General features: G+C 64.9%; 20 protein-coding genes, 1 tRNA gene and 1 pseudogene. 11 read left to right on the top strand and 11 right to left on the bottom strand.

Annotated features, from left to right (window positions below):
• The first annotated feature begins 34 nt into the window (after nucleotides 1-34).
• Entirely contained in the window at nucleotides 35-535 is a 501-nt protein-coding gene (locus FJW06_RS19090) for a DUF6496 domain-containing protein (protein ID WP_140753763.1), read from the top strand.
• A 103-nt stretch (nucleotides 536-638) separates the two neighbouring features.
• Here FJW06_RS19090 and FJW06_RS19085 read toward each other — a convergent pair.
• Together FJW06_RS19085 and FJW06_RS19080 are read right to left on the bottom strand one after the other, a co-directional pair.
• Nucleotides 639-714 (bottom strand) — tRNA-Ala (locus FJW06_RS19085).
• 164 nt (nucleotides 715-878) lie between these two features.
• Complete coding sequence (locus FJW06_RS19080) at nucleotides 879-1,271, bottom strand: TIGR02300 family protein (RefSeq protein ID WP_140753762.1); 393 nt, start codon at nucleotides 1,269-1,271, stop codon at nucleotides 879-881.
• A gap of 194 nt (nucleotides 1,272-1,465) precedes the next feature.
• On the opposite strand from FJW06_RS19080, the gene aroA reads away from it, so the two are divergent.
• From aroA to rpsA, 3 genes are all read left to right on the top strand, one after another.
• Nucleotides 1,466-2,824 (top strand): 3-phosphoshikimate 1-carboxyvinyltransferase, encoded by a 1,359-nt coding sequence (aroA, locus tag FJW06_RS19075; RefSeq protein ID WP_140753761.1) that lies wholly within the window; start codon nucleotides 1,466-1,468, stop codon nucleotides 2,822-2,824.
• A 256-nt stretch (nucleotides 2,825-3,080) separates the two neighbouring features.
• Nucleotides 3,081-3,731, top strand: coding sequence for a (d)CMP kinase (cmk, locus tag FJW06_RS19070; protein ID WP_140753760.1), 651 nt, complete (start codon nucleotides 3,081-3,083; stop codon nucleotides 3,729-3,731).
• A gap of 195 nt (nucleotides 3,732-3,926) precedes the next feature.
• Complete coding sequence (rpsA, locus tag FJW06_RS19065) at nucleotides 3,927-5,624, top strand: 30S ribosomal protein S1 (protein ID WP_140753759.1); 1,698 nt, start codon at nucleotides 3,927-3,929, stop codon at nucleotides 5,622-5,624.
• 139 nt (nucleotides 5,625-5,763) lie between these two features.
• Here rpsA and FJW06_RS19060 read toward each other — a convergent pair whose 3' ends face one another.
• The 4 genes from FJW06_RS19060 to FJW06_RS19045 all read right to left on the bottom strand — a co-directional run bounded on the left by FJW06_RS19060 (nucleotide 5,764) and on the right by FJW06_RS19045 (nucleotide 9,763).
• Nucleotides 5,764-6,471 (bottom strand): SDR family NAD(P)-dependent oxidoreductase, encoded by a 708-nt coding sequence (locus tag FJW06_RS19060; RefSeq protein WP_140753758.1) that lies wholly within the window; start codon nucleotides 6,469-6,471, stop codon nucleotides 5,764-5,766.
• A 198-nt stretch (nucleotides 6,472-6,669) separates the two neighbouring features.
• Entirely contained in the window at nucleotides 6,670-8,250 is a 1,581-nt protein-coding gene (locus FJW06_RS19055) for a 5-guanidino-2-oxopentanoate decarboxylase (protein WP_140753757.1), read from the bottom strand.
• The gene (locus FJW06_RS19050; RefSeq protein ID WP_140753756.1) at nucleotides 8,247-8,921 is read right to left on the bottom strand and encodes a TetR family transcriptional regulator C-terminal domain-containing protein; all 675 of its coding nucleotides are present in this window, start codon (nucleotides 8,919-8,921) and stop codon (nucleotides 8,247-8,249) included. Before FJW06_RS19050 ends, FJW06_RS19055 begins: the two co-directional genes overlap by 4 nt.
• The gene (locus tag FJW06_RS19045; protein WP_140753755.1) at nucleotides 8,891-9,763 is read right to left on the bottom strand and encodes a dimethylarginine dimethylaminohydrolase family protein; all 873 of its coding nucleotides are present in this window, start codon (nucleotides 9,761-9,763) and stop codon (nucleotides 8,891-8,893) included. The genes FJW06_RS19050 and FJW06_RS19045 overlap by 31 nt, the downstream gene beginning before the upstream one ends.
• Nucleotides 9,764-9,973: 210 nt before the next feature.
• Between FJW06_RS19045 and FJW06_RS19040 the strand changes: the two genes are divergently transcribed.
• The 6 genes from FJW06_RS19040 (at nucleotide 9,974) to FJW06_RS19015 (ending at nucleotide 15,856) form a co-directional block, all read left to right on the top strand.
• Nucleotides 9,974-10,789, top strand: coding sequence for an ABC transporter ATP-binding protein (locus FJW06_RS19040; protein WP_140753754.1), 816 nt, complete (start codon nucleotides 9,974-9,976; stop codon nucleotides 10,787-10,789).
• 57 nt (nucleotides 10,790-10,846) lie between these two features.
• The gene (locus FJW06_RS19035; RefSeq protein ID WP_140753753.1) at nucleotides 10,847-11,644 is read left to right on the top strand and encodes a transporter substrate-binding domain-containing protein; all 798 of its coding nucleotides are present in this window, start codon (nucleotides 10,847-10,849) and stop codon (nucleotides 11,642-11,644) included.
• A gap of 242 nt (nucleotides 11,645-11,886) precedes the next feature.
• A complete protein-coding gene (locus FJW06_RS19030; RefSeq protein WP_140753824.1) occupies nucleotides 11,887-12,597 on the top strand; it encodes an ABC transporter permease subunit in 711 nt (236 codons plus the stop codon).
• Complete coding sequence (locus FJW06_RS19025; RefSeq protein ID WP_140753752.1) at nucleotides 12,597-13,406, top strand: ABC transporter permease; 810 nt, start codon at nucleotides 12,597-12,599, stop codon at nucleotides 13,404-13,406. Before FJW06_RS19030 ends, FJW06_RS19025 begins: the two co-directional genes overlap by 1 nt.
• An 85-nt stretch (nucleotides 13,407-13,491) precedes the next feature.
• Nucleotides 13,492-14,493 carry an Ldh family oxidoreductase gene (locus FJW06_RS19020; protein WP_181178433.1) on the top strand — a complete coding sequence of 334 codons (1,002 nt, stop codon included), beginning with the start codon at nucleotides 13,492-13,494 and terminating at the stop codon, nucleotides 14,491-14,493.
• 379 nt (nucleotides 14,494-14,872) lie between these two features.
• Complete coding sequence (locus tag FJW06_RS19015) at nucleotides 14,873-15,856, top strand: complex I NDUFA9 subunit family protein (RefSeq protein ID WP_140753750.1); 984 nt, start codon at nucleotides 14,873-14,875, stop codon at nucleotides 15,854-15,856.
• An 8-nt stretch (nucleotides 15,857-15,864) separates the two neighbouring features.
• On the opposite strand, the pseudogene FJW06_RS19010 reads toward FJW06_RS19015, so the two are convergent.
• Nucleotides 15,865-17,236, bottom strand: a pseudogene (locus tag FJW06_RS19010) (cytochrome P450).
• Between the two features lie 342 nt (nucleotides 17,237-17,578).
• Between FJW06_RS19010 and gyrB the strand changes: the two are divergent.
• Complete coding sequence (gyrB, locus tag FJW06_RS19005; RefSeq protein ID WP_140753749.1) at nucleotides 17,579-20,050, top strand: DNA topoisomerase (ATP-hydrolyzing) subunit B; 2,472 nt, start codon at nucleotides 17,579-17,581, stop codon at nucleotides 20,048-20,050.
• Nucleotides 20,051-20,229: 179 nt separating this feature from the next.
• Here gyrB and FJW06_RS19000 read toward each other — a convergent pair whose 3' ends face one another.
• The 4 genes from FJW06_RS19000 to FJW06_RS18985 form a co-directional block, all read right to left on the bottom strand.
• Entirely contained in the window at nucleotides 20,230-21,627 is a 1,398-nt protein-coding gene (locus FJW06_RS19000) for an NAD(P)(+) transhydrogenase (Re/Si-specific) subunit beta (RefSeq protein ID WP_140753748.1), read from the bottom strand.
• Nucleotide 21,628: 1 nt separating this feature from the next.
• Nucleotides 21,629-22,054, bottom strand: coding sequence for a proton-translocating transhydrogenase family protein (locus FJW06_RS18995; protein ID WP_041000216.1), 426 nt, complete (start codon nucleotides 22,052-22,054; stop codon nucleotides 21,629-21,631).
• Nucleotides 22,054-23,307 carry a Re/Si-specific NAD(P)(+) transhydrogenase subunit alpha gene (locus FJW06_RS18990; protein ID WP_140753747.1) on the bottom strand — a complete coding sequence of 418 codons (1,254 nt, stop codon included), beginning with the start codon at nucleotides 23,305-23,307 and terminating at the stop codon, nucleotides 22,054-22,056. The genes FJW06_RS18995 and FJW06_RS18990 overlap by 1 nt, the downstream gene beginning before the upstream one ends.
• Nucleotides 23,308-23,392: 85 nt before the next feature.
• Nucleotides 23,393-23,617, bottom strand: coding sequence for an aa3-type cytochrome c oxidase subunit IV (locus FJW06_RS18985; protein WP_140753746.1), 225 nt, complete (start codon nucleotides 23,615-23,617; stop codon nucleotides 23,393-23,395).
• Nucleotides 23,618-23,763 lie beyond the last annotated feature (146 nt).

Raw genomic sequence — 23,763 nt, 5'->3', positions numbered from 1 at the left:
TTGTACCTCCCGTTCGAATGAGGAGAGAAAAACAATGCCGGACAAGAAAACCATCGAAAAGGCGCGCAAGGACAAGCGCGAAGGCAAGTCGGCAAGCACGCAGGCCGGTGAATTCGTTCACGCTGAAATCGACAAAATCCGCCGCGGCAAGCACGGCGCCCGCTCCACCAAGCAGGCGATCGCCATCGGCCTTTCGGAGGCGCGCCGCGCAGGCGTCGACCTGCCGCCGCCCAAGCAAGGCGACGTGAAGGAGACCACGCGCAAGAGCGCCGAATACGCTTACGAGGCAGGCCAGGGTGAACGGAAGCCGAAGCGTCAGCCGAAGGTCTCGAAGGCTGTGTCGAAGGTGCTCGAGGGCGAGCCGAAAAGCACCGCCTCCCGCAAGGCCCTGTCGCGGCAGGCCAAGAGCGCCGCATCCGGCCGGACGGCCGCGGAGCGGTCGGCGGCGGCCAGGAAAGCCGCGCGGACCAAAGGCGCCGCCGGACGATCGGCGGCGGCGCGCAAGGCAGCCAGAACCCGCGCCGAGCGCGGTTAACCCGGTTGCAAGACGGGAGCGGGCCGTTCATCAGTTGCTCCGAGCAGCTTGCGGTAACAATTTCGGCCAGCTGAAAACCTTGCTCAGCTCAGGAAGGACTGTTTGGTGGAGCCAATCGGAATCGAACCGACGACCTCTTGAATGCCATTCAAGCGCTCTCCCAACTGAGCTATGGCCCCACTCCCGGCAGTCAGCCGGCGCCGTTTCCGGCGAAGAGATCCGGCGCGGTTGGGCCCGCGCCGTCGTTTAGTGCTGGCGGCTTCTAGCGCCGCCTTCGGTCAAGATCAAGTCTTGAAAGACCGCTTTTTCGTCACAGGCGAAAATGGCCGGCAAACAATCGGAATCAGACCTCGTCCTCGTCGTCGCCGACGCCGATCATATCTGCGACGTCGTCGTCTTCTTCCTCTTCGTCGGCGAGGAAGGTGTCGTCGTCATCGTCGCCGAGATCCACATCCTCGTCGTCGCCGAGATCGGGAAGATCATCGCCGCCGCCCTTGGTCTCCTCGTCGGCATCTTCCAGCGAAACGATTTCGGCGCCTTCTTCGTCCTCGGCGTCGACTTCCTTGTCGGCGACTTCCTCATCCTCCTCGATCGCGGAAATCTTGCCTTCCTCGAAATAGGAGCGCGGATAGCTCTTGCCGGTATAGGGCGAGACGATCGGGTCCTTGTTCAGGTCGTAGAATTTCCGTCCCGTCTCAGGGTCGATACGTTTGGTGCCAAGTTCAGCTTTTGCCACGTCAGGCCTCGTCAATAAAAGAATGGTCCCCTTAACCGCAGTTTGGAGCGCTGTCAAAGCCAAAAGACATGTGCCCGAAACCCGCTTTTCAAAGGCTTGCGCCAAGGGGATGACCATTGCCGCGCGCCGTGATACGAGACCGCCGCATCATGACGAACCGGGCCGGCCAGCCGGCATTTCATTTGGACGACAAAATGTCTCATTCCGCCGCTGCTAAACCAGCCACGGCCCGCAAATCCCCTGCCCTTGCCGGCACGGCCCGCGTGCCGGGCGACAAATCGATCTCGCACCGCTCCTTCATGTTCGGCGGCCTTGCCTCGGGCGAGACCCGTATCACCGGTCTGCTCGAAGGCGAGGACGTGATGCGCACGGGCGCCGCCATGAAGGCGATGGGCGCCCATATCGAAAAGAACGGCGCCGAATGGGTGATCCGCGGCACCGGCAACGGCGCGCTGCTCGAGCCGGAAGGGCCACTCGATTTCGGCAATGCCGGCACCGGCTCGCGCCTCACCATGGGCCTCGTCGGCACCTATGACATGGAGACGACCTTCATCGGCGACGCCTCGCTCTCCGGCCGGCCGATGGGCCGCGTGCTCGACCCGCTGCGCCAGATGGGCGTGCAGGTGCTGAAGGCGGCGCCGGGCGACCGCATGCCGATCACGCTGCGTGGCCCGAAGCATGCCGCGCCGATCACCTATCGCGTGCCGATGGCGTCGGCCCAGGTGAAGTCGGCCGTGCTGCTTGCCGGCTTGAACACGCCGGGCATCACCACGGTGATCGAGCCGGTGATGACGCGCGACCATACCGAGAAGATGCTGAAGGGCTTCGGCGCCAATCTGACCGTCGAGACCGACGAGCGCGGCGTGCGCCACATCTTCATCGAAGGCCAGGGCAAGCTGACGGGACAGACGATCGCCGTGCCGGGCGATCCCTCCTCCGCCGGCTTCCCGCTGGTGGCGGCGCTGATCGTGCCGGGCTCGGACATTACAATCGAGAACGTGCTGATGAACCCGACCCGCACCGGGCTGCTCCTGACCCTGCAGGAGATGGGCGGCCGCATCGACATCCTCAACCCGCGCAATGCCGGCGGCGAGGATGTGGCGGATTTGCGCGTGCGGTACTCGGAATTGAAAGGGGTCGTGGTGCCGCCCGAGCGCGCACCGTCGATGATCGACGAATATCCGGTGCTGGCGGTCGCGGCGAGCTTCGCCGAGGGCGAGACGCTGATGCAGGGCCTCGAGGAATTGCGGGTCAAGGAATCCGACCGGCTGTCGGCGGTCGCCAACGGGCTCAAGCTCAACGGCGTCGACTGCACCGAGGGCGAGGCATCGCTTGCGGTGCGCGGCAAGCCGGGCGGCAAGGGCTTGGGCGCTCATCCTAACGGCCAGGACACAGTGGTGAAGACGCATCTCGACCACCGAATCGCCATGAGCTTCCTGGTGATGGGGCTGGCGACGGAGAAGCCGGTGACCATCGACGACGCGAATATGATCGCGACGAGCTTTCCGGAGTTCATGGGATTGATGAAGGGGCTCGGCGCGGAGATCGAGTGACGGCGATGGACTGGGGCCAAACTGAAATGTTGGCGGGACAGCGCCCCCCTCTGTCCTGCCGGACATCTCCCCCTCAAGGGGGGAGATCAGCTGTCGCGTCGGCTTTCGCCAATCACCAGCGTTTAAAGATCGAGCGGGGCGCCGAAGCTGCCAATCTCCCCCCAAGTGGGGGAGATGTCCGGCAGGACAGAGGGGGGCGCGAAGGATCGCGGCGGTTTTTGTATTTGTCGCCCCCTCCAACCGCGACGCTCCATCCATGAGCACCCCCTTCACCATAGCCATCGACGGCCCCGCCGGCGCCGGCAAGGGCACACTCGCCCGCCGTCTCGCCGACCACTATCGCCTGAACCTGCTCGACACCGGCCTCACCTATCGCGCTGTGGCCCACAAGCTGCTCGAACTCGGCCTGCCGCTCGACAATGTCTCGGCTGCCGAAACCGCAGCGCGGCAGGTCGATCTGTCGAACCTCGACCGGACGGTGCTGTCGTCGCATGCGGTGGGCGAAGCGGCATCGAAAGTCGCGGTCATTCCCACGGTGCGGCGCATCCTGGTCGAAAAGCAGCGCGAGTTCGCCAAGGCGCCGCCGGGCGCGGTGCTCGACGGCCGCGACATCGGCACGGTGGTGTGCCCCGATGCCGACATCAAGCTTTATGTGACGGCGAGCGCCGAGGTGCGCGCCAAGCGCCGGCTGGCCGAGATAGAGAGCATGGGCGGCAGTGCCGACTTCGCCACCATCCTCGCCGACATCGAGCGCCGCGACGAGCGCGACATGGGCCGCGCCGACTCGCCTTTGAAGCCGGCGGCGGACGCGCACTTGCTTGATACCAGCGAAATGGCTATAGAGGCCGCGTTTCTGGCGGCGATGGCGATCGTTGACGAGGTCCTTGCCAAGAGAAACAAGGCTTGATCGGGCTTTTTCGGTTGCCTAGGGCGGCGAAAATACCCATATCGGGCACGAACCAGCCTGCCAGCATTCTTCATGCGCCGGACTTGCCGCTCCGATAGCGGCCAAGGGCTCTTCAGCCCGGAACGCCGGCAGGCTCACGCAACGCTAACCCACGGCGCCCGCTCCGCCAGCGCGCGGAGCATTCCAGGAGAAACAATGTCAGCTGCTAATCCGTCTCGCGACGATTTCGCGAGCATGCTCGAAGAATCATTCACCGCCGGCCATTCCGGCGAAGGCCAGGTTGTCCGGGGCACGATCACCGCGATCGAAAAGGACATGGCCATCATCGACGTCGGCCTCAAGGTCGAAGGCCGCGTGCCGCTGAAGGAATTCGGCGCCAAGGGCAAGGAGTCCTCCCTCAAGGTCGGCGACACCGTCGAGGTCTATGTCGAGCGCATCGAGAACGCGCTTGGCGAAGCCATGCTGTCGCGCGAGAAGGCTCGGCGCGAAGAGAGCTGGGTGCGCCTCGAAGAGAAGTTCACCAAGGGTGAGCGCGTCGAAGGCGTCATCTTCAACCAGGTCAAGGGCGGCTTCACCGTCGACCTCGACGGCGCCGTGGCGTTCCTGCCGCGCAGCCAGGTCGATATCCGACCGATCCGCGACGTCACCCCGCTGATGCACAACCCGCAGCCCTTCGAGATCCTCAAGATGGATCGCCGCCGCGGCAACATCGTGGTGTCGCGCCGCACCGTGCTCGAGGAGAGCCGCGCCGAACAGCGTTCGGAGATCGTGCAGAACCTCGAGGAAGGCCAGGTGGTCGAAGGCGTGGTCAAGAACATCACCGATTACGGTGCGTTCGTCGACCTCGGCGGCATCGACGGCCTGCTGCATGTCACCGACATGGCGTGGCGCCGCGTCAACCATCCGACCGAGATCCTCAACATCGGCCAGACGGTCAAGGTGCAGATCATCCGCATCAACCAGGAAACCCACCGCATCTCGCTCGGCATGAAGCAGCTCGAGTCGGATCCGTGGTCGGATATCGGCACCAAGTTCCCGATCGGCAAGAAGATCAAGGGCACCGTCACCAACATCACCGACTACGGCGCGTTCGTCGAGCTGGAGCCGGGCATCGAGGGCCTCATCCACGTTTCGGAAATGTCGTGGACGAAGAAGAACGTGCACCCCGGCAAGATCCTGTCGACGACCCAGGAAGTCGACGTGGTGGTGCTCGAGGTCGATCCGGCCAAGCGCCGCATCTCGCTCGGTCTCAAGCAGACGCTGGAGAACCCGTGGGAAGCCTTCGCGCGCAACCATCCGGTCGGCAGCCAGGTCGAGGGCGAGGTCAAGAACAAGACCGAGTTCGGCCTGTTCATCGGCCTGGAAGGCGACGTGGACGGCATGGTGCACCTGTCCGACCTCGACTGGACCCGTCCGGGCGAGCAGGTCATCGAAGAGTACAATCGCGGCGACATGGTCAAGGCGCAGGTGCTCGACGTCGACATCGAGAAGGAGCGCATCTCGCTCGGCATCAAGCAGCTGGCCCGTGACACGGTCGGCGAGGCGGCGAGCAGCGGCGAGCTGCGCAAGAACGCCGTCGTCACCTGCGAGGTCATCGGCGTAAAGGATGGCGGTCTGGACGTGCGGCTGGTCGACAGCGGCCTCGAGACCTTCATCAAGCGCTCCGACCTTTCGCGCGACCGCGACGAGCAGCGCCCCGAGCGCTTCACCGTCGGCCAGAAGGTTGACGCCCGCGTCATCGCCTTCGACAAGAAGACCCGTAAGCTGCAGGTCTCGATCAAGGCGCTGGAAATCGCCGAGGAGAAGGAAGCGGTCGCCCAGTACGGCTCGACCGACTCCGGCGCGTCGCTCGGCGACATCCTGGGCGCGGCGCTGAAGAAGCAGGGCAACTAAGCCGAGGCCTTCGATCCGAACAACAAAAACTCCGCCGGAGCGATCCGGCGGGGTTTTCTTTTGGTTGGGATATCGGAGCAATTCTAGGAAAAGCGTCAGCGGTTTTCCGTCCGAAATTGCGTAAACAAAGAGATAGCCGTCAGGCCCGGCCGTAGAGCGGAACCAGCGTGCCGCTCATGGCCTGGTTGGCGGGCGAGGCGAGATAGGCGATCGCTTCGGCCGCGGCATCGAGGCTGACCCATTTGCTGAAATCGGCGTCCGGCATGCTGTCGCGATTGGCCTGCGTGTCGAGCGTCGAAGGGGCCACCGCATTGACCAGGATGCCCTTGTGCTTCAACTCCTCGGCCATCGCCACCGTCATTGCCGCGACCGCGGCCTTGCTCGCCGTATAGGCGACCATGCCCGAACCTTTGCGCGGCTCCAGGGCCGCCCGCGCGGTGACGTTGACGATGCGGCCGGCCGTATCGGACGCCAGCATCGAGCGCACCGCGGCGCGGCTGCACAGGAAGGCCGTGCGGGCGTTGGTGTCCATCATCTCGGCGAAGGAAGCCGACTCGATCTTCTCGACCGGCGCCATGGTGAAGCCGCCGGCAAGATGGATCGAGGCCCAGAGTTCGGGCACCTGATGGTAGAAGGCCTCGACCTTGGCCGAATCCGACAGGTCGACATTATGCGCCAGATGCACGCTGGCATGGGCTGCGTAAGGAAAATGCGGCGGGGCCGCAGCATGGGCATTGGGCACATGGCAGATCGCGCCTTGCTCCAGCAACCTGCCGACAACCGCGCCGCCGAGCGCCCCAGTGCCGCCCGTCACCACGACATGCCTGCCATTCAGCGTTTCCGTCATACTTAGACCGCTCCTGTCATTTTTTTATGATTATATCTTGGGTTATGCCGCCCCAGGCTCGAACGTCGCGCCTTTCGCGCTGTCACTCAATTGAAATATCGACATGGCTGGCGCAGCGTCTTTGCATGCGTCGGACCGTGGCGGGCGACGTCAATTGCCGATGCGTCGGCGTGGTCCAGCAACGGTCGCGCCAGCCTTTCAGTCGACGGTGATCTCAATGACGCGCGGCTTGCCCGCCGCTCGCGCGCGCTTCAGCGCCTCGGCAAGACCGCCGACCCCGGTCAAGCGCTCGGCCTCGATGCCATAGGCCTCGGCGAGCTTGCAGAAATCCGGCGGCGCCGGCGAGACACCTACCGGCTCGACGCCGACGTCGAGCATCGAGGTCTCGATCTCGCGATAGCCGCGATTGTTCCAGACGACGAAGATCACCGGCGTCCCGGCATCGAGCGCCGCACCCAGCTCCGGCAGGGTGAACTGAAAGCCGCCGTCGCCGGTGAGGCACACCACCGGCGCTTCCGGCACGGCAAGCGCTGCGCCGATCGCCGCCGGCGGACCGTAGCCCAGCGCGCCGAAGCCGGTCGCGGCATTGAACCAGCCACCAGCACGGTCGTGGTCGTAGTAGAGGTTGGCCGCATAGATCGGCTGGGTCGAATCGCCGACGATGATGGCGCCCGGCAGCGCGTCGCGGACCATCTCCACGGCGCGAAGCTGCGCGAGGTATTCGGGTCTCAGCTCGGCCAGCGCAGCGTTCCGTGCCGCGGCCGCACGGGCTTCGCCATCCTTGGCCGCAGGGTGACCCGGCCCGATTGCCGCGAGCAAAGCCTCGATCCCTTCGGCGCAGTCAGCCTGGATGCCGACCGTCACCGGCCGGCGCGTAATCTGGTCGGCGCCGATATCGATGCGGATCAGGTTCTTGGGCAACACGAAGCCGCCGTCACCATAACCGTCATAGTCGGTCGGGCCGAACTCGGTGCCGGCGGCGATCACCAGATCAGCGTCCGCCATCAGCGCGCGCACGGCCTTCAGGCTGGGGCTGGCCGGCACGCAGAGCGGATGGCCATGCAGCAGGCCGCGCGCATTGGCCGTCTCGACGACCGGGGCGCCAAGCGTCTCGGCCAGGCGCCGCAGCGCCGCGTCGGCCTTCCTGGCGCCGCCGCCCGAAAGGATCAGCGGGCGGCTGGCGGCCTTGATCAATTTCGCCGCTTCGCCAATTGCCGCCGAGTCCGGCGACGGCGGCGCGGCGTTGCTCAGCGCCGCCGCGATGCCTTCGGCGGGCTTGACCATGACATCGGTGGGAATCTCGATATGCACCGGACCCGGCCGTGCCGACGAGAAGAGCGCGAAGGCCCGGGCGAGCGCGCCCGGCAGTTGTTCGGCCTCGGTGATGCGCTCGGAAGACAGCGCCACCTTTTCCATCATGCCGCGCTGGTCGGGCAGCTCATGCAGGAAGCCCAGCCCCTTGCCCAGCGTATCGGTGGCGTTGACGCCAGAGATGACCAGCATCGGCACCGAATCGGCCCGTGCCTGGCCCATGGCGGTGATGGTGTTGGTCAGCCCCGGCCCGGTGATGACGAAGGCGACACCCGGCCGGCCGCCGGCGCGCGCATAACCGTCGGCCATGAAACCGGCGCCCTGCTCGTGGCGCGGCGTGACATGGCGGATCTTCGAGCGCGCCAGACCGCGATAGAGCTCAACCGTATGCACGCCCGGAATGCCGAAGACGGTGTCGACGCCATGCGCCTCGAGCAGATTGATCAGCGCTTCGCCGATGGTGGTCATTGGTTTCCTCCCGTTTCCGGCCCTAGGCCGAGCTCTGCTTCGACAGTCTTGACACCGATCGCCGCGAGCTCGCCTGGCGAGAACATCTCGCCGGCCAAGCAGCCTTCGATCCAGAGCCCGTCGATGATCGCATTGATGGCAATGGCATGGTGGCGCAACTCCGCCGGGTCCGGCTTGCGCCTTTCGGCGGCGAGCACTTCGGCGACGAGCGCTTCCACCTCATTGCGAAAGCCGAGATAACCTTCGCTATGGGCGCGGGCGAGCGTCGGATACGCGCCGGCGCGGCCGATGAAGGTTGCCCACAGCGAGAACACCCGCTGGTCGATGATCGGCGCGTTGAGGTTGGCGGTGACGAAAGCCGCAAGACGTTGGCGCGGCGAGGCGTCTTCCATGGCCAAAGCCGCTTTCGCCTGCTCGGTCATGCGTCCCATCAATGCTGCATAGGCCTCCTGCAGCAAGTCTTCCTTGCCGGGGAAATAGTGGCGGATCAGCCCGGCGGTGACGCCGGCGCGCAAGGCGATGGTGCGCAAGGTGGCGCCCCCAAGGCCATGTTCGGCCACGCTGTCCAGGGTCGCATCGATCAGATCCTGCCGCCGCCGCTCCTCGCCCTCGCGGCGGAATTTGCGACGGGACGGCGCATTCATTGGCGATGGATCGGCCGCGTCAGGCATGTCGGCCCGCCTTCGCAGGCGATACAGAGCGCGTCCGCCTCGAAGATTTCGACTGTGCAGCCGGCGGCTTCCATCGCGGCTTTGGTCCTGGGGAAGCCGGCCACGGCAATGACCTTCAACGGGCTGGTCGGCAGCACGTTCAGGCTGAGGCCGTTGGACGAGGCGAACTCTTCCGGATCGCCTTCGACCAGGCGGATGCCGCGCGCCTTCAGCATCTGGTAGAACGGGGCCGGCAGAAGCGGCGAATAGACCAGCGCGAGGTCGTCGGCCAGCGGGCTGATCACCGACATCAGATGCAGGCACGCCTCTTCGCCCTGCCATAGCGGCAGGTCGAAGCCATAGACGGAAATGCCGAGCGGCGTCAGCAGGTTGGCTAGCTGCTGGATACCCTCCTGGTTGGTGCGCACACCGCGCCCGATCGCCAGCGTGCGACCATCCAGCCATACACAATCGCCGCCCTCGACCTGGCCGGGAGCCTCGACGCGGCCGAGGATCGGAATGCCGAGCCTCTTATAAGTTTCCTCATGCAGCGAAGGCTCCTTGGCGCGCAAGGGCTTGCCCATGGACAGGATCAGCGCGCCGCGATCGGTCATCAGCGACGGATCATGCGTGAACACCGAATCCGCGAGACCGTCGGCCCTGTCCTCGATCCATTCGATCTCGGCGCCGGAAGCCGCCACCAGTTCGGCAAGGGCCGCGTGTTGGGCGGCTGCCTTCGCCGGGTTGAACCCTGGGCCATAATGCCAGGCAGCCCTGTCGGCGTCGCGCATGGCATTGGCCGCCGAACGCATCAGCACACGCCGCAGCGGCGCCGCCATGGACTGTGACCCGAAAGCGCTCATCGATGCCCTTCTAAAATGAAAAAAAGCGAAAAAATTTCATGAAGGGCTATTTATACACTTGCACAACAACGCCGCAAGTGCCGTAATGAGCGGGATTGACGGGCTCGCGCTGTCGGGTCCATGCTTGAGTCTGGAGCGGGCAGTACAGCGGATGTTGATTAACCGGATGGACGTTCGACGAACTGCCTTGGACCTTATAGAGGTCGCCCGGTGAGCGTGGCGGACGCTGCCGCAGTCCAATCCGGCAAGGCGCAAAGCGCCGCCGCCGAAGCCATCCATGTCGAGAACCTGCATAAGAAATTCGGCCAGCTGCACGTGCTAAAGGGCGTTTCGCTGTCGGCGCGCGACGGCGAGGTGATCGCCATCATCGGCGGCTCGGGTTCGGGCAAATCGACGCTGCTGCGATGCATCAACTGCCTGGAGAACCCGACCAGCGGCATCATCCGGGTCAATGGCGAAGAGATCAAGCTCAAGGCCGACAGCCACGGCCACACCATTCCGGCCGACCGCAGGCAGATCGAGCGGATCCGCTCCAAGCTCGGCATGGTGTTCCAGAATTTCAATCTCTGGAGCCACATGACGCTGATCGAGAACGTCATCGAGGTTCCGGTGCATGTGCTGAGCGTCAAGCGCGACGAGGCGATCGCGCAGGCCGAAAAGCTGCTCGCCCGCGTCGGGCTGGCGGAGAAGCGCGACGTCTATCCGGCCTTTCTGTCCGGCGGACAGCAGCAGCGCGCCGCGATCGCCCGCGCGCTGGCGATCAATCCGCGCGTCATGCTGTTCGACGAGCCCACGTCGGCGCTCGACCCGGAACTGGTCGGGGAGGTGCTGAAAGTGATCGGCGACCTGGCGCGCGAGGGGCGCACCATGGTGCTGGTGACGCATGAAATGAAGTTCGCCCGCGAGGTCGCGACGCATGTCGTCTACCTCTACAACGGGCTGGTCGAGGAGGAAGGTGCGCCGGAACAATTGTTCGGCGCGCCCAAATCCGAAAGGCTCAAACAATTCCTCCGCAATGTCGGCTAGGAGCCGGCATCAAGCGGAGCGAAAAACCGGGAACAACAACAAACTGGGAGTCCTGAAATGAAGACTGTTCTCAAGACATTGGCCGCAGCGCTGCTTCTCGGTGTCGCGGCGATGGGCGGCGTGGCCAAGGCCGAGCAGGTCAAGATCGGTGTCGCCGCCGAGCCCTATCCGCCCTTCACCTCGCCCGACGCGACCGGCAAATGGGTGGGCTGGGAGATCGACTTCGTCAACGCCGTCTGTGCCGAGGAGAAACTCGACTGCGTCATCACCCCGGTCGCCTGGGACGGCATCATCCCGGCGCTGACCACCAAGAAGATCGACGCCATCGTCTCCTCGATGTCGATCACCGACGAGCGCAAGAAGACGATCGACTTCTCGGACAAGTACTACAACACCCCGACCGCGATCATCGGGCCGAAAGACCAGAAATTCGGCGCCACGCCTGACGACCTCAAGGGCAAGGTGATCGGCGTCCAGGTGTCGACCGTGCATGCCGTCTACGCCAAGAAGCACTTCACCGGCGCGCAGGAGATCAAGGAATATCAGACGCAGGACGAAGCCAACAACGATCTGGCCGCCGGTCGCATCGACGCGGTGCAGGCCGACTCGATCGCGCTCGGCGAATTCCTGAAAACCGACCAGGGCAAGGCCTGCTGCGACCTGAAGGGCATGGTGGCTCCGGACGACGAAGTGCTTGGGCCGGGCGTCGGCGCGGGTATCCGCAAAGAAGACACGGCACTCAAGGAAAAGTTCAACGCCGGCATCAAGGCGATCCGCGCCAACGGCAAATATGACGAGATCTCGAAGAAGTATTTCGACTTCGACATCTATGGCGGCGCCACGCAGTCGAACTGAGCCTCTCGCACATGAGTGAGGGCATGGCGTCGGCGCCATGCCCAAACCTTGCCATGCATGCAAGTCGCTGAGCTCGACGCCAGCAGCTAGAGCAATTCCAGTGTGAGCGGTTTTCCGGCCGGAGTTGCGCGAAACAAAAAATTGAGCGGTTCGCCGTTTCCGTGAAACGGCGAACCGCTCTTGCCAGCAATCCGGGGGCGAAGCTGATCGACGCCTTTCTTCCGGCCTCCGCGGCCGGCATCATGGAACTCCTGTCACCCGTGGCGCCCGGCTGGGGCAGCACGCTGCTGACCGGCCTGCTGCATTCGGTCGAAATCGCCGTGGGCGCCACCTGCCTCGGCCTCATGATCGGCACCGCCGGCGCCTTCGGCAAGCTCTATGGCGGCCCGGTGACGCGCGACCTTCTGGCCGTCTACACCACGGTGGTCCGCGCGGTGCCGGAACTGGTGCTGATCCTTTTGCTCTATTATGCCGGAACCGACCTCATCAACCAGGTGCTGACGGCGATGGGCTACAGCCGTGTCGACATCAGCGGGCTCGCGGCCGGCATCTTCGTGCTGGGTTTCGTCCAGGGCGCCTATTCGACCGAAGTCATCCGCGGCGCCATCCTCGCCATCCCGCAAGGCCAGATCGAGGCTGCCCGCGCCTACGGCATGTCGCCCGGCCTGATGCTCAGGCGCATCACGCTGCCAGCCATGCTGCCCTTCGCCATCCCCGGCCTTGCCAATCTGTGGCTCATCGCCACCAAGGACACCGCGCTGCTTGCCGTCGTCGGCTTCTTCGAACTGACGCTGGCGACGCGCCAGGCGGCGGGTGTCACCAAGGCTTATCTGCTCTTCTATCTCGCCGCCGGCGCGCTTTATCTCGCGCTCACGCTGTTCTCCAACCTGATCATCGGCCGCGTCGAGGCCTGGTCGCGGCGTGGCATGCCCTCCGTCAAGGAGGCGCGCTGATGTCGGCCGAAGCCACCGCGATCAACATGGCGGCGCGCGCCTCGATCTGGCTCAAGCCGCACCGCATCGTGCTGATTCTGATCGCCTTGGCGCTCGTGCTCTGCGCGGCTTTCTTCATGCGTTGGGACTGGCTGCCACAATATTGGGAAATGGGCCTGATAGGCATCTGGCGGGCGCTGTGGATCCTTGCCGTCACTTGCGCGCTGGGCTTTGCGCTCGCCGTGCCGCTCGGGCTCGCCCAGGCCGGCGGGCCGATCTGGTTCTCGGCGCCGGCAAAGGCCTTCTGCACCATCATCCGGGGAACGCCGCTGCTCCTGCAGCTCTGGCTGCTCTATTACGGCCTCGGCTCGATCTTCCCGCAATATCCGTGGATCCGCGAATCGTGGCTATGGCCGTATCTGAGGCAGGCCTGGCCCTATGCCGTGGTGGCGCTGACCTTCTCCTTCGCCGGCTATGAGGGCGAGGTGATGCGCGGCGCCTTTGCCGGCGTGCCGCGCGGACAGCTGGAGGCGGCCCGAGCGTTCGGCATGAGCCGCTGGAAAATCTTCCGCCGCATCTGGCTGCCGCAAGCCTTCTACCGGGCGCTGCCGACGCTGACGGGCGAGACCGTGCTGCAGCTGAAATCGACGCCGCTGGTAGCGACGATCAGTGTCATCGACATCTTCGCCGTCTCCTCCAAGGTGCGCCAGGACACCTACCTGACCTACGAGCCTTTGCTGCTTCTGGCGCTGATCTATATGACGATTACCGGCATTCTGGTCTTCGTGTTCAGCCGGATCGAGGCGCGGATTCCGGTCAAAATCGGTTAGCGAATAGAGAGTAGCGAATAGCGAACAGTTTCTTTATCTCCCCTACTCGCTATTCCTATTTGCTACTCGCTGCAGGGCAACTCTGATGCAACTCACTCTCGACCAGGCAACAGGCCTATGCCGGATGGCGGCGCTCGGCGCCGGCGCCAATGAGGAGGCGGCGCAGTCGCTGACAGCTTCCATCATCGCGGCCGAGGCCGAAGGCCTGTCGGCGGTCGGCCTGTCGCATTTGATCGACTATCTGGAGGCGCTCGAAGCCGGCCGCATCGACGGCAATGCCGATCCGGTGGTCACCCGGCCGGCGCTCGCCGTCTATCTCTCCGACGCGCGCGGCGGGCTTGCCCATACCGGCTTCGACCGCACGATCGACGACCTGGTCAAGGCGGCAAAACTGTTCGGCGTTTCGATCTTCTCGCAGAAGAACGCCTATACATGCGGCGCGCTCGGCTATTTCACCGGCCGGCTGGCGGAACAGGGGCTGGTTTCCTTCGCCGCCACCAACGGGCCGGCGGTGCTGGCCGGGTCAGGCTCGGTCAAGCCGGTCTATTGCACCAACCCGATGTCCTTCGCCTCGCCCGCCGCCGACGGGCCGCCGCTGGTCATCGACCAGTCGTCGAGCGCCACCGCCTTCGTCAACATCCGCAAGGCGGCCGAGGACGGCAAGAAGATCCCCGAAGGCTGGGCGCTGGACGCCAGCGGCAACCCGACCACCGATCCGGCGGCGGCCATGAAGGGCGCGATGCTTGCCTTTGGCGGCCAGCGCGGGGCCAACATCGCCTTGATGGTCGAGGTGCTGGCCGCCGGCATTTCCGGCGCCAACTGGTCGCTCGACGCGCCCTGGTTCACCGGTGGGGCGGAGAGCCCCGGCACCGGCCTTTTCGTCCTGGCCATCGAACCAAAACTGCTCGACCCGGATTTCGAACAGCGCATGAAGGACCAGCTCGACCGGCTGCGGCGGCGCTATGGCGTGCATATTCCCGGCCGCTCCCGCGCCGAAGCCGCGGAGAAGGCCAAGGCGCGCGGTATCACCACCTCCAGGGCGGTCGTGCAGCGCATCTCCGAATTCGCCGAGCGCTATTCGGCCTGATTTTTCCCACGCTGTCGAACCTTTTTCCCGCTTGACGCTACCCATATCCGGCATCCCATGCCGCGAGCCGCCCTGGTTGGTTTCGTCTGGCTCGCGGTTGGCGGGGCCGCGCCGGGCGTTCAGGGCGGGGGCGGGCGTGCTTGCTTCACGCCACCTTGATACTGTCTCAAGTCAGGCCGCCTCGTTGGACCCTGTTTCGGCGCGGACACTGCCCGGAAAACCCCGCTTCGGCGGGGTTTTCTGTCTTCTTCAAATGCGGCAGGAGAGGCGTTCCGGGCAAGTCCAAAAACAACGCAATGGCGACTTCCGGTCGCTCTTTGCCTTTGGCGAGAAACGGATTAAGAAACGGCTTCAGCCAAGCACGCGCGCGGAGCCGATCATGACCGAAATCCTGCAGACCCCCAAGCTCGTCGTCGTCTTCGGCGGTTCGGGTTTCGTCGGTCGCCATGTGGTGCGTGCGCTTGCCAAGCGCGGCTACCGCATCCGGGTCGCCTGCCGGCGGCCCGATCTTGCCGGCCATGTGCAGCCGCTCGGCAATGTCGGCCAGATCCAGCCGGTGCAGGCCAATGTGCGCGTGCGCTGGTCGGTCGACCGCGCCGTGCAAGGCGCCGACCACGTCGTCAACCTCGTCGCCATCCTGCATGAGACCGGGCGCCAGAAGTTCGGCGCGGTCCACGATTTCGGCGCGCGCGCCGTCGCCGAGGCCGCACGCTCGGTCGGCGCCGGTCTCACCCAAATCTCGGCCCTGGGCGCCGATCTGAATTCGCCTTCGGCCTATGCACGCACCAAGGCGCTCGGCGAGAAAGCGGTGTTCGAGACGATTCCCGATGCCGTCATCTTCCGGCCGTCGATCAATTTCGGACCGGAGGACCGCTTCTTCAACCGCTTCGCCGGCATGGCGCGCCTCTCGCCCGTCCTGCCGCTGATCGGCGGCGGGCAGAACAAGCTGCAGCCGGTCTATGTCGGCGACGTCGCCGAAGCGATCGCGCGCTCGGTCGACGGCAATGTCAAGGGCGGCCAGATTTATGAACTCGGCGGCCCGCAGGTGCTGACGTTCAAGGAATGCATGGAGGAGATGCTTGCCGTGATCGACCGCAGGCGCCTGCTGGTGCCGGTGCCGTGGTGGGTGGCGAACATCCAGGCGTCGATCCTTCAGCTGCTGCCCAATCCGCTCCTGACCAAGGACCAGGTGCTCCAGTTGCGCGAGCACAACATCGTCTCGGACGAAGCCGCCAAAGCAGCCAGGACGCTTACCGGTCTCGGCATCCAGCCGCAGGCGATCGCCACCATCCTGCCCAGCTATCTCTGGCGCTTCCGCGCCGCCGGCCAGTTCCAGCAGCGCCGGCCGATCGCCGACCGCTAAAGCATTCCTTACACCCGCCGGGAGACCTGCATCGGCAGGCCGCCCTGCGGCTGCGTGGTGAGCTTCTGCACCGGCCATGGCCGGGTCTGCGATGTCGTATCGAAGCGGAAGCGCGACAACAGGATCGCCAGCGCGATGATCGCCTCCTGCATGGCGAAGCTGGCGCCGATGCAGACGCGCGGCCCGGCGCCGAAGGGCAGGTACTGGAAGCGGTCGATCCGGTCGCGGTTTTCCGGATGGAAGCGCTCCGGCAGGAAGGCGTCTGGCCTGTCCCAGAGTTTTCTGTGGCGATGCACGACCCAGGGCATCACCAGCACGGCGGCATATTTCGGGATATAGAGACCGTTCCAGGTCTCCGGCTCGATCGGCTCGCGGTTGATCGAGGGCGCCGGCGGATAGAGCCTGAGCGCCTCCTCGAAGGCGGCGCGGGTGAACGGCATCGCGTCCAGCCACTTGGTCGGGTCGGGCTCACGCGCCAGCACCGCGTCGATCTCCTGCTCGACCTTGTCGCGCTCCCAGGGCGCCTCGGCCAGGCAATAGATGGTCCAGCCCAGCGCCCGCGCGGTCGTCTCGTGGCCGGCTCCGATGAAGGTGATGATGTTGTCCTCGACCTCGGCGCGGGTCAGCCCGTCCGGTCCCTCGGCGCGCAGCAGAAGCGTGAGGAAATCCTGTGGCACGCCGCCAGGATCGCGCTTCATCCGCTCCTCGCGCATCCTCACCGTGTTGGCGACGATGTTGCGAAAATAGGCCATGGTCTTGCGGCCGCGGATGCGGGTCAGCCGAGGCAGCCATTCCGGCGCGCGCAGAAGGTCGAGCGGATCGACGCGGCCCATGGTCTCGAACAGGCGGTCGATCTCCTTGGCGAAGCTGCCTGGCTCGCCGGCGATCTCGCCGGAAAACAGCGTCTCGGCCAGAATGTCATAGGTGAGCAGCGTCATGTCGTGAGCGACGTCGGTCGTGCCACCGGCCTCGTATCTGGTGACGAAATCCAGCGTGCGCTTCAGCATCGGCGCGGCGAAGCCGAAGATGTGGCGCGGCGTGAAGACGGGCGCCATCGCCTTGCGGGAACGCTTCCAGACCTCGCCCTCGGCGGTCAGCAGCCCGTCGCGCAGGATCGGCCGCAGGATCAGCTGGCGCACCGTGGCCATCTTGTAGTTCCTGGCGTTGTCGATCAGCACATGGCGGATGAGGCCCGGATCGTTGGCGATCACCAGCGGCCCGCCGACGCCGGTCACCGAGATCCAGGGCTCGTTGTAGGTGTGCTCGCCCCACAGCTCGAGCGGGTTGCGGTAGACGATGCGCATCATCTCCAGCGTCGAAGGCGGCGTTGTGCGCGGCTTCGGCGCCGGCGGCACGAAAAGGGGCGGGCTTGGTGTCCATGAAGATGCTCCGCTGACAGCGCCGAATGTAGTGCCCTACGAAGCAGGCGTCCATGTGACGGGGGCCGGCGGCGAAGCGCTGAAGACCCTGCGAGCCGCCCAGGTGCGGAATCCTCCGGTACGGCACTTGCGAGACCGCCTTTCGGCGCGGCTTTCACGGTCGGATGCCCACCTTCGCAGACCAGCATCTCGTGCGGGCTTGAAAAGACTGCTCGCCAAGCCGGCAAAATGGCCGCAAACCTTGGAAAAGCAACCGTTTGCGCCTATATCTAGGACATCAAAACGGCGCGATTCGCGGCCATTTTTCCGCGCCAGACCATAGACATCAATCAGACAGGTATTCATGAGCGACCAGACCGAAAGCGCCATTGGCGTGGAAGCCGAGTACGGCGCCGATTCCATCAAGGTTTTGAAGGGGTTGGATGCCGTGCGCAAGCGGCCAGGCATGTATATCGGCGACACCGATGACGGCTCGGGCCTGCATCACATGGTCTACGAGGTGGTGGACAACGCTATCGACGAGGCGCTGGCGGGCCATGCCGACCTTGTCTCGGTAACGCTCAACCCGGACGGTTCCGTCACCGTCATCGACAATGGCCGCGGCATTCCGACCGATATCCACTCTTCGGAGGGCGTTTCGGCAGCTGAAGTGATCATGACGCAGCTGCATGCCGGCGGCAAATTCGACCAGAATTCCTATAAGGTGTCCGGCGGCCTGCACGGCGTCGGCGTCTCGGTGGTCAATGCTCTTTCCGCATGGCTGAAGCTCAAGATCCGCCGCAACGGCGAAATCTTCGAGATGAGCTTCACGCATGGCAATGCCGACGCGCCGTTGAAGGTGACCGGCACATATGAGCAGAACAAGCAGCCCGGCACTTATGAGGGCCGCAGCGGCAGCGAGATCACCTTCTTTCCGTCGTCCGAAACCTTCAGCATGATCGAGTTCGATTTCGGCACGCTGGAGCATCGCCTGCGCGAGCTTGCCTTCCTCAATTCGGGCGTGCGGATCATCCTGACCGACGCGCGCCATGCCGATCTCGTGCGTCATGAATTGCATTATGACGGCGGCCTGGAAGAGTTCGTCAAATATCTCGACCGGGTGAAGAAGCCGCTGATCGAGGCGCCGATCGCCATCCGCGCCGAGCGCGACGGCATCACGGTCGAAGTAGCGATGTGGTGGAACGACAGCTACCATGAGAACGTGCTGGCCTTCACCAACAACATCCCGCAGCGCGACGGCGGCACGCATCTGGCGGGCTTCCGCGCGGCGCTGACCAGGCAGATCACCAGCTATGGCGAATCCTCCGGCCAGACGAAGAAGGAAAAGGTCTCGCTCACCGGCGACGACTGCCGCGAAGGCCTGACCGCGGTGCTCTCGGTCAAGGTGCCGGACCCGAAATTCTCCTCACAGACCAAGGACAAGCTGGTCTCCTCCGAGGTGCGCCCGGTGGTGGAGAGCCTGGTCAACGAGGCGCTCGGCACCTGGTTGGAAGAACATCCGAGCGAAGGCAGGGTGGTGGTCGAGAAGGTGATCCAGGCGGCGGCCGCGCGCGAAGCCGCGCGCAAGGCGCGCGACATCACGCGCAAGAGCACGCTCGGCGTCACCTCGCTGCCCGGCAAACTCGCCGACTGCCAGGAGCGCGACCCGGCCAAGTCGGAAATCTTCATCGTCGAGGGTGACTCGGCCGGCGGCTCGGCCAAGGGCGGCCGCTCGCGCCAGAACCAGGCGATCCTGCCGCTGCGCGGCAAGATCCTGAACGTCGAGCGCGCCCGCTTCGACCGCATGCTCTCCTCCGACATGATCGGCACGCTGATCACCGCGCTCGGCACCTCGATCGGCAAGGACGAGTTCAACGCCGACAAGCTGCGCTACCACAAGATCATCCTGATGACGGACGCCGACGTCGACGGCGCCCACATCCGCACCCTGCTGCTCACCTTCTTCTTCCGGCAGATGCCGGAGCTGATCGAGCGCGGCCATCTCTACATCGCCCAGCCGCCGCTCTACAAAGTGACGCGAGGCAAGAGCTCGCAATATCTCAAGGACGAGAGCGCCTATGAGGAATATCTGATCGAGTCCGGACTGGACGAGGCCTCGCTGGTGCTGACCTCCGGCGAGGTCCGGACAGGACAAGACCTGCGAGCCTCGGTCGACGACGCGCTGGCGGTGCGCCAGCTGATCAACGGCCTGCACACGCGCTACAACCGCAGCGTCGTCGAGCAGGCGGCGATCGCCGGAGCGCTTAATGCCGACGTGCTTGCCGATCTCGGCCGCGCAAACGAGATGGCCGAGGGCGTCGCAAAGCGGCTGGACATGATCGCCGAGGAGACCGAGCGCGGCTGGACCGGGCGGCTTTCGACCTCGAATGACGGCTCTGGCGGCTATGTCTTCGAGCGCACCGTGCGCGGCGTGAAGGATGTGGTGCAGCTCGATGCCGGATTGATCGCTTCGGCTGATGCGCGCCAGCTCGACCGCTACGCGCCGCGGCTTTCGGAAGTCTATGCCGAGCAGCCGAGCTTGCGCCGGAAAGAGACCTCGGAGCTGCTTTCGGGGCCGCTGGCGCTGCTTAACGCGGTGTTCGCTTCCGGCCGCAAGGGCCTCACCATGCAGCGCTATAAGGGTCTCGGCGAGATGAATGCCGAGCAGCTCTGGGAAACCACGCTCGACCCGAACGTGCGCTCGCTGCTGCAGGTCAAGGTCAACGACGCGACGGACGCCGACTCGCTGTTCTCGCGGCTGATGGGCGACGAGGTGGAGCCGCGGCGCGAGTTCATCCAGGACAACGCGCTGTCGGTGGCTAACCTCGACATTTGAGCGCGACCTAGAGCGTTTCACCGTTTCACGGAAACGGCGAACCGCTCTATCTCTTTGTTTTAACGCAATTCCGCACGGAAAACCGCTCACACTTTTCCTGGAATTGCTCTAGCCGACAGTTCCTGCAATGAAAAAGCCCGCGTCCAGCGGGCTTTTTCATTGCAGGAACTACGGCCGGATCAGTGGTCCATCGCCTTGACGATTTCCTCGGTCATCTTCTTGGCGTCGCCGAGCAGCATCATGGTGCCATCCTTGTAGAACAGCGTGTTGTCGATGCCGGCATAACCGGAGCCGAGCGAGCGCTTGACGAAGAGGCAGGTGCGGGCCTTGTCGACATCGAGGATCGGCATGCCGTAGATCGGCGAGGACTTGTCATCGCGCGCGGACGGGTTGGTCACGTCGTTGGCGCCGATGACATAGGCGACATCGGCCTGCGCGAATTCCGAGTTGATGTCCTCCAGCTCGAACACCTCGTCGTAGGGCACGTTGGCCTCGGCGAGCAACACGTTCATGTGGCCGGGCATGCGGCCGGCGACCGGGTGGATGGCGTATTTCACCTCGACGCCGGCGGCCTTGAGCTTGTCGGCCATCTCGCGCAGCGCGTGCTGCGCCTGGGCGACGGCCATGCCGTAGCCGGGCACAATGATGACCTTCTGGGCGTTCATCATCAGATAGGCCGCGTCATCGGCCGAGCCCTGCTTGACGGTGCGCTCGATGCCGTCGTCGGCAGCCGCGGCCGTCTCGCCGCCGAAACCGCCGAGGATGACCGAGATGAAGCTCCGGTTCATACCCTTGCACATGATATAGGAAAGGATCGCGCCCGACGAGCCGACCAGCGCGCCGGTGATGATCAGCGCCAGATTGCCGAGCGTGAAGCCAAGCGCCGCCGCAGCCCAGCCCGAATAGGAATTCAGCATCGACACCACGACCGGCATGTCGGCGCCGCCGATCGGGATGATCAAGAGCACGCCGAGCACCAGCGAGGCGGCGACGATGAGCCAGAAGACAAGTTTGGACTCGGTGGTCACGAGCAGCACGATCAGCACCACCAGGGCGACGCCGAGGGCGATGTTGATGACATGGCGGCCGCCGATCATGATCGGCTTGCCGGACATGCGGCCGTCGAGCTTCAGGAAGGCGATAACAGAGCCCGTGAAGGTGATGGCGCCGATGGCGACGCCAAGGCTCATCTCGACCAGCGCCTGGGCGTGGATGTCGCCCGCCGTGCCGATGCCGAAGCTTTCCGGCGCATAGATGGCGGCGGCGGCCACCATGACGGCGGCGAAGCCGACGAGCGAGTGGAAGGCGGCGACCAATTGCGGCATCGAGGTCATGGCGATGCGGCGCGCGGTGACCGCGCCGATGCCGCCGCCGATGGCGAGGCCGAGCACGATCAGGCCGAAACGGCCGGCCGAGGGGGTCGCCAGCGCCAGCGTGGTCGCGATGGCGATCGCCATGCCGATCATGCCGTAGAGGTTGCCCTGGCGGCTGGTGGTCGGATGCGATAGGCCGCGCAGCGCCAGGATGAACAGGATGCCGGAGACGAGATAGAGGAAGGAAGCGAGATTGACGGTCACGTCACTTTTCCTTCTTCTTGTACATGGCAAGCATGCGCTGGGTCACCAGGAAGCCGCCGAAGATGTTGACCGAGACCAGCACCAGGGCGACGAAGCCGAAGCCCGCCGCAAGGCCGGAAGCCGCGATGCCGACCGCGAGCAGCGCGCCGACGACGATCACGGAAGAGATTGCATTGGTGACGGCCATCAGCGGCGTGTGCAGCGCCGGCGTCACCGACCAGACGACATAATAGCCGACGAAGATCGCCAGCACGAAGATGGCGAAGCGGAAGACGAAGGGATCGATGGCGCCGCCCGAGAGCGCGTGCGCCGCGCCGCCGGCGGCATCGGCCGCGCCCGGCGCATTGTTGGCGAGATCCTGCACCGCGAGCCGTACGGCGGCGGTCGCCTGATCGAGCTGATCGAGAGCTTTCTGCAAGGCGTCCATCACGCGGTTCCCTTAGGCTTGGCTGCGGACTTCTTCTTTGCCGCCGGCTTCGCGTCGGCGGCATCGGCAACCATGATCGTCGCCGGAATGGCCGCCGGCTCGGTGCGCGGCTGTTCCGCCGCCTTGGCGAAATTGGGATGCACGACCTTGCCGCCATCGGTCAGCATGGTCGCCTTGACCAACTCGTCGTCGCGCTTGATCGAAAGCTGTTTCGCCGCCTTGTCGACCATCGTCTCGAGAAAGGCATAGAGGTTCTTGGCGTAGAGCAGCGAGGCCGAGGCCGCGACACGACCGGGCACGTTGAGATGGCCGACGATTTTGACGCCGTTCTCGGTGGTCACGACCTTGCCGGGCACCGCGCCCTCGACATTGCCGCCGCGCTCGACCGCAAGATCGACGATCACCGAGCCAGGTTTCATCGAGGCGACCATGGCGGCCGACACCAGCTTCGGCGCCGGGCGACCGGGGATCAGCGCGGTGGTGATCACGATGTCCTGCTTGGCGATGTGCTCGGCAGTCAGCGCCGCCTGTTTGGCCTGATATTCCTTCGACATCTCCTTGGCGTAGCCGCCGGCAGTCTCGGCCGCCTTGAACTCCTCATCCTCGACCGCCAGGAACTTGGCGCCGAGCGACTGCACCTGCTCCTTAACCGCCGGGCGAACGTCGGTGGCAGTGACGACCGCGCCGAGGCGGCGCGCCGTGGCGATTGCCTGCAGGCCGGCGACGCCGACACCCATGATAAAGGTTTTGGCCGCCGGCACGGTGCCGGCCGCCGTCATCATCATCGGCAGCGCGCGGTCATATTCGGCCGCCGCGTCGATCACCGCCTGGTAGCCGGCGAGATTGGCCTGCGAGGAAAGCACGTCCATGACCTGCGCGCGGGTGATGCGCGGCATGAACTCCATCGAGAAGGCGGTGATGCCAGCCTTGGCCATCGCGGCCACCGCGGCATCGTTGCCGTAGGGATCCATGATGGCGATGACGGCGGCGCCCGACTTGTAGCCCTTCAGCTCCGCATCCGTCGGACGGCGCACTTTCAGCACGACATCGGCCTTCTTGGCGTCGGCCGCCGCTCCGATGGTGCCGCCGGTAGCAGCGAAATCCTGGTCGGGGATGCGGGAACCGAGGCCGGCGCCCTTCTCGACGATCACGTCGAAGCCGAGACCCGCCAAGCGCTTGACCGTCTCCGGCGAGGCCGCGACGCGCGGCTCGTTCGGGTCAACCTCACGAGGGATGAATACTATTTGTCCCACCGGATGATCCTTTCGGCTGGAACCTTGATTGCGCAAGGCGTCGGCCGGGACGTCCGGTGACGTCGAGTGCAATTGGCTGGGAAATCTACCGCAGAATGAGAGTGCCGACGGCCAAGATCAGGATGAACAGGATGGTCGCCGAGAAGAAGCCGCCGACGAAGAAGCCGAAGGCCATAGCGATGAGGATGGCGGCGCAGACCAGCGAGCCGTATTTGGCAAGGCCGAGAAAAGCCTTGTAGGTACGGTCGTGCTCGGCATAGTCCATCTGCGCGCCAAGCTCGACAGGACCGGTCGGCGAGTGATCAGCCATGGAAGTACCCCTTCGAAAATGCCTGTGAGGCACATAGCGAAAAGCCGAACCAAGAGCAATGGCGCTATTGCCGCACGGCCAGCGACAAGAGCCTCAAACGAAAGTTGAAATCGAACGCCTTGCCTTCGTCGGCGCGGCGAGGGGAT

This window comes from Mesorhizobium sp. B4-1-3, assembly GCF_006439355.1.
Taxonomy (GTDB): Bacteria; Pseudomonadota; Alphaproteobacteria; order Rhizobiales; family Rhizobiaceae; genus Mesorhizobium.
The sequence above is the reverse complement of the archived record's forward strand: the minus strand, read 5'-3'. Positions and strand labels throughout refer to the sequence as shown.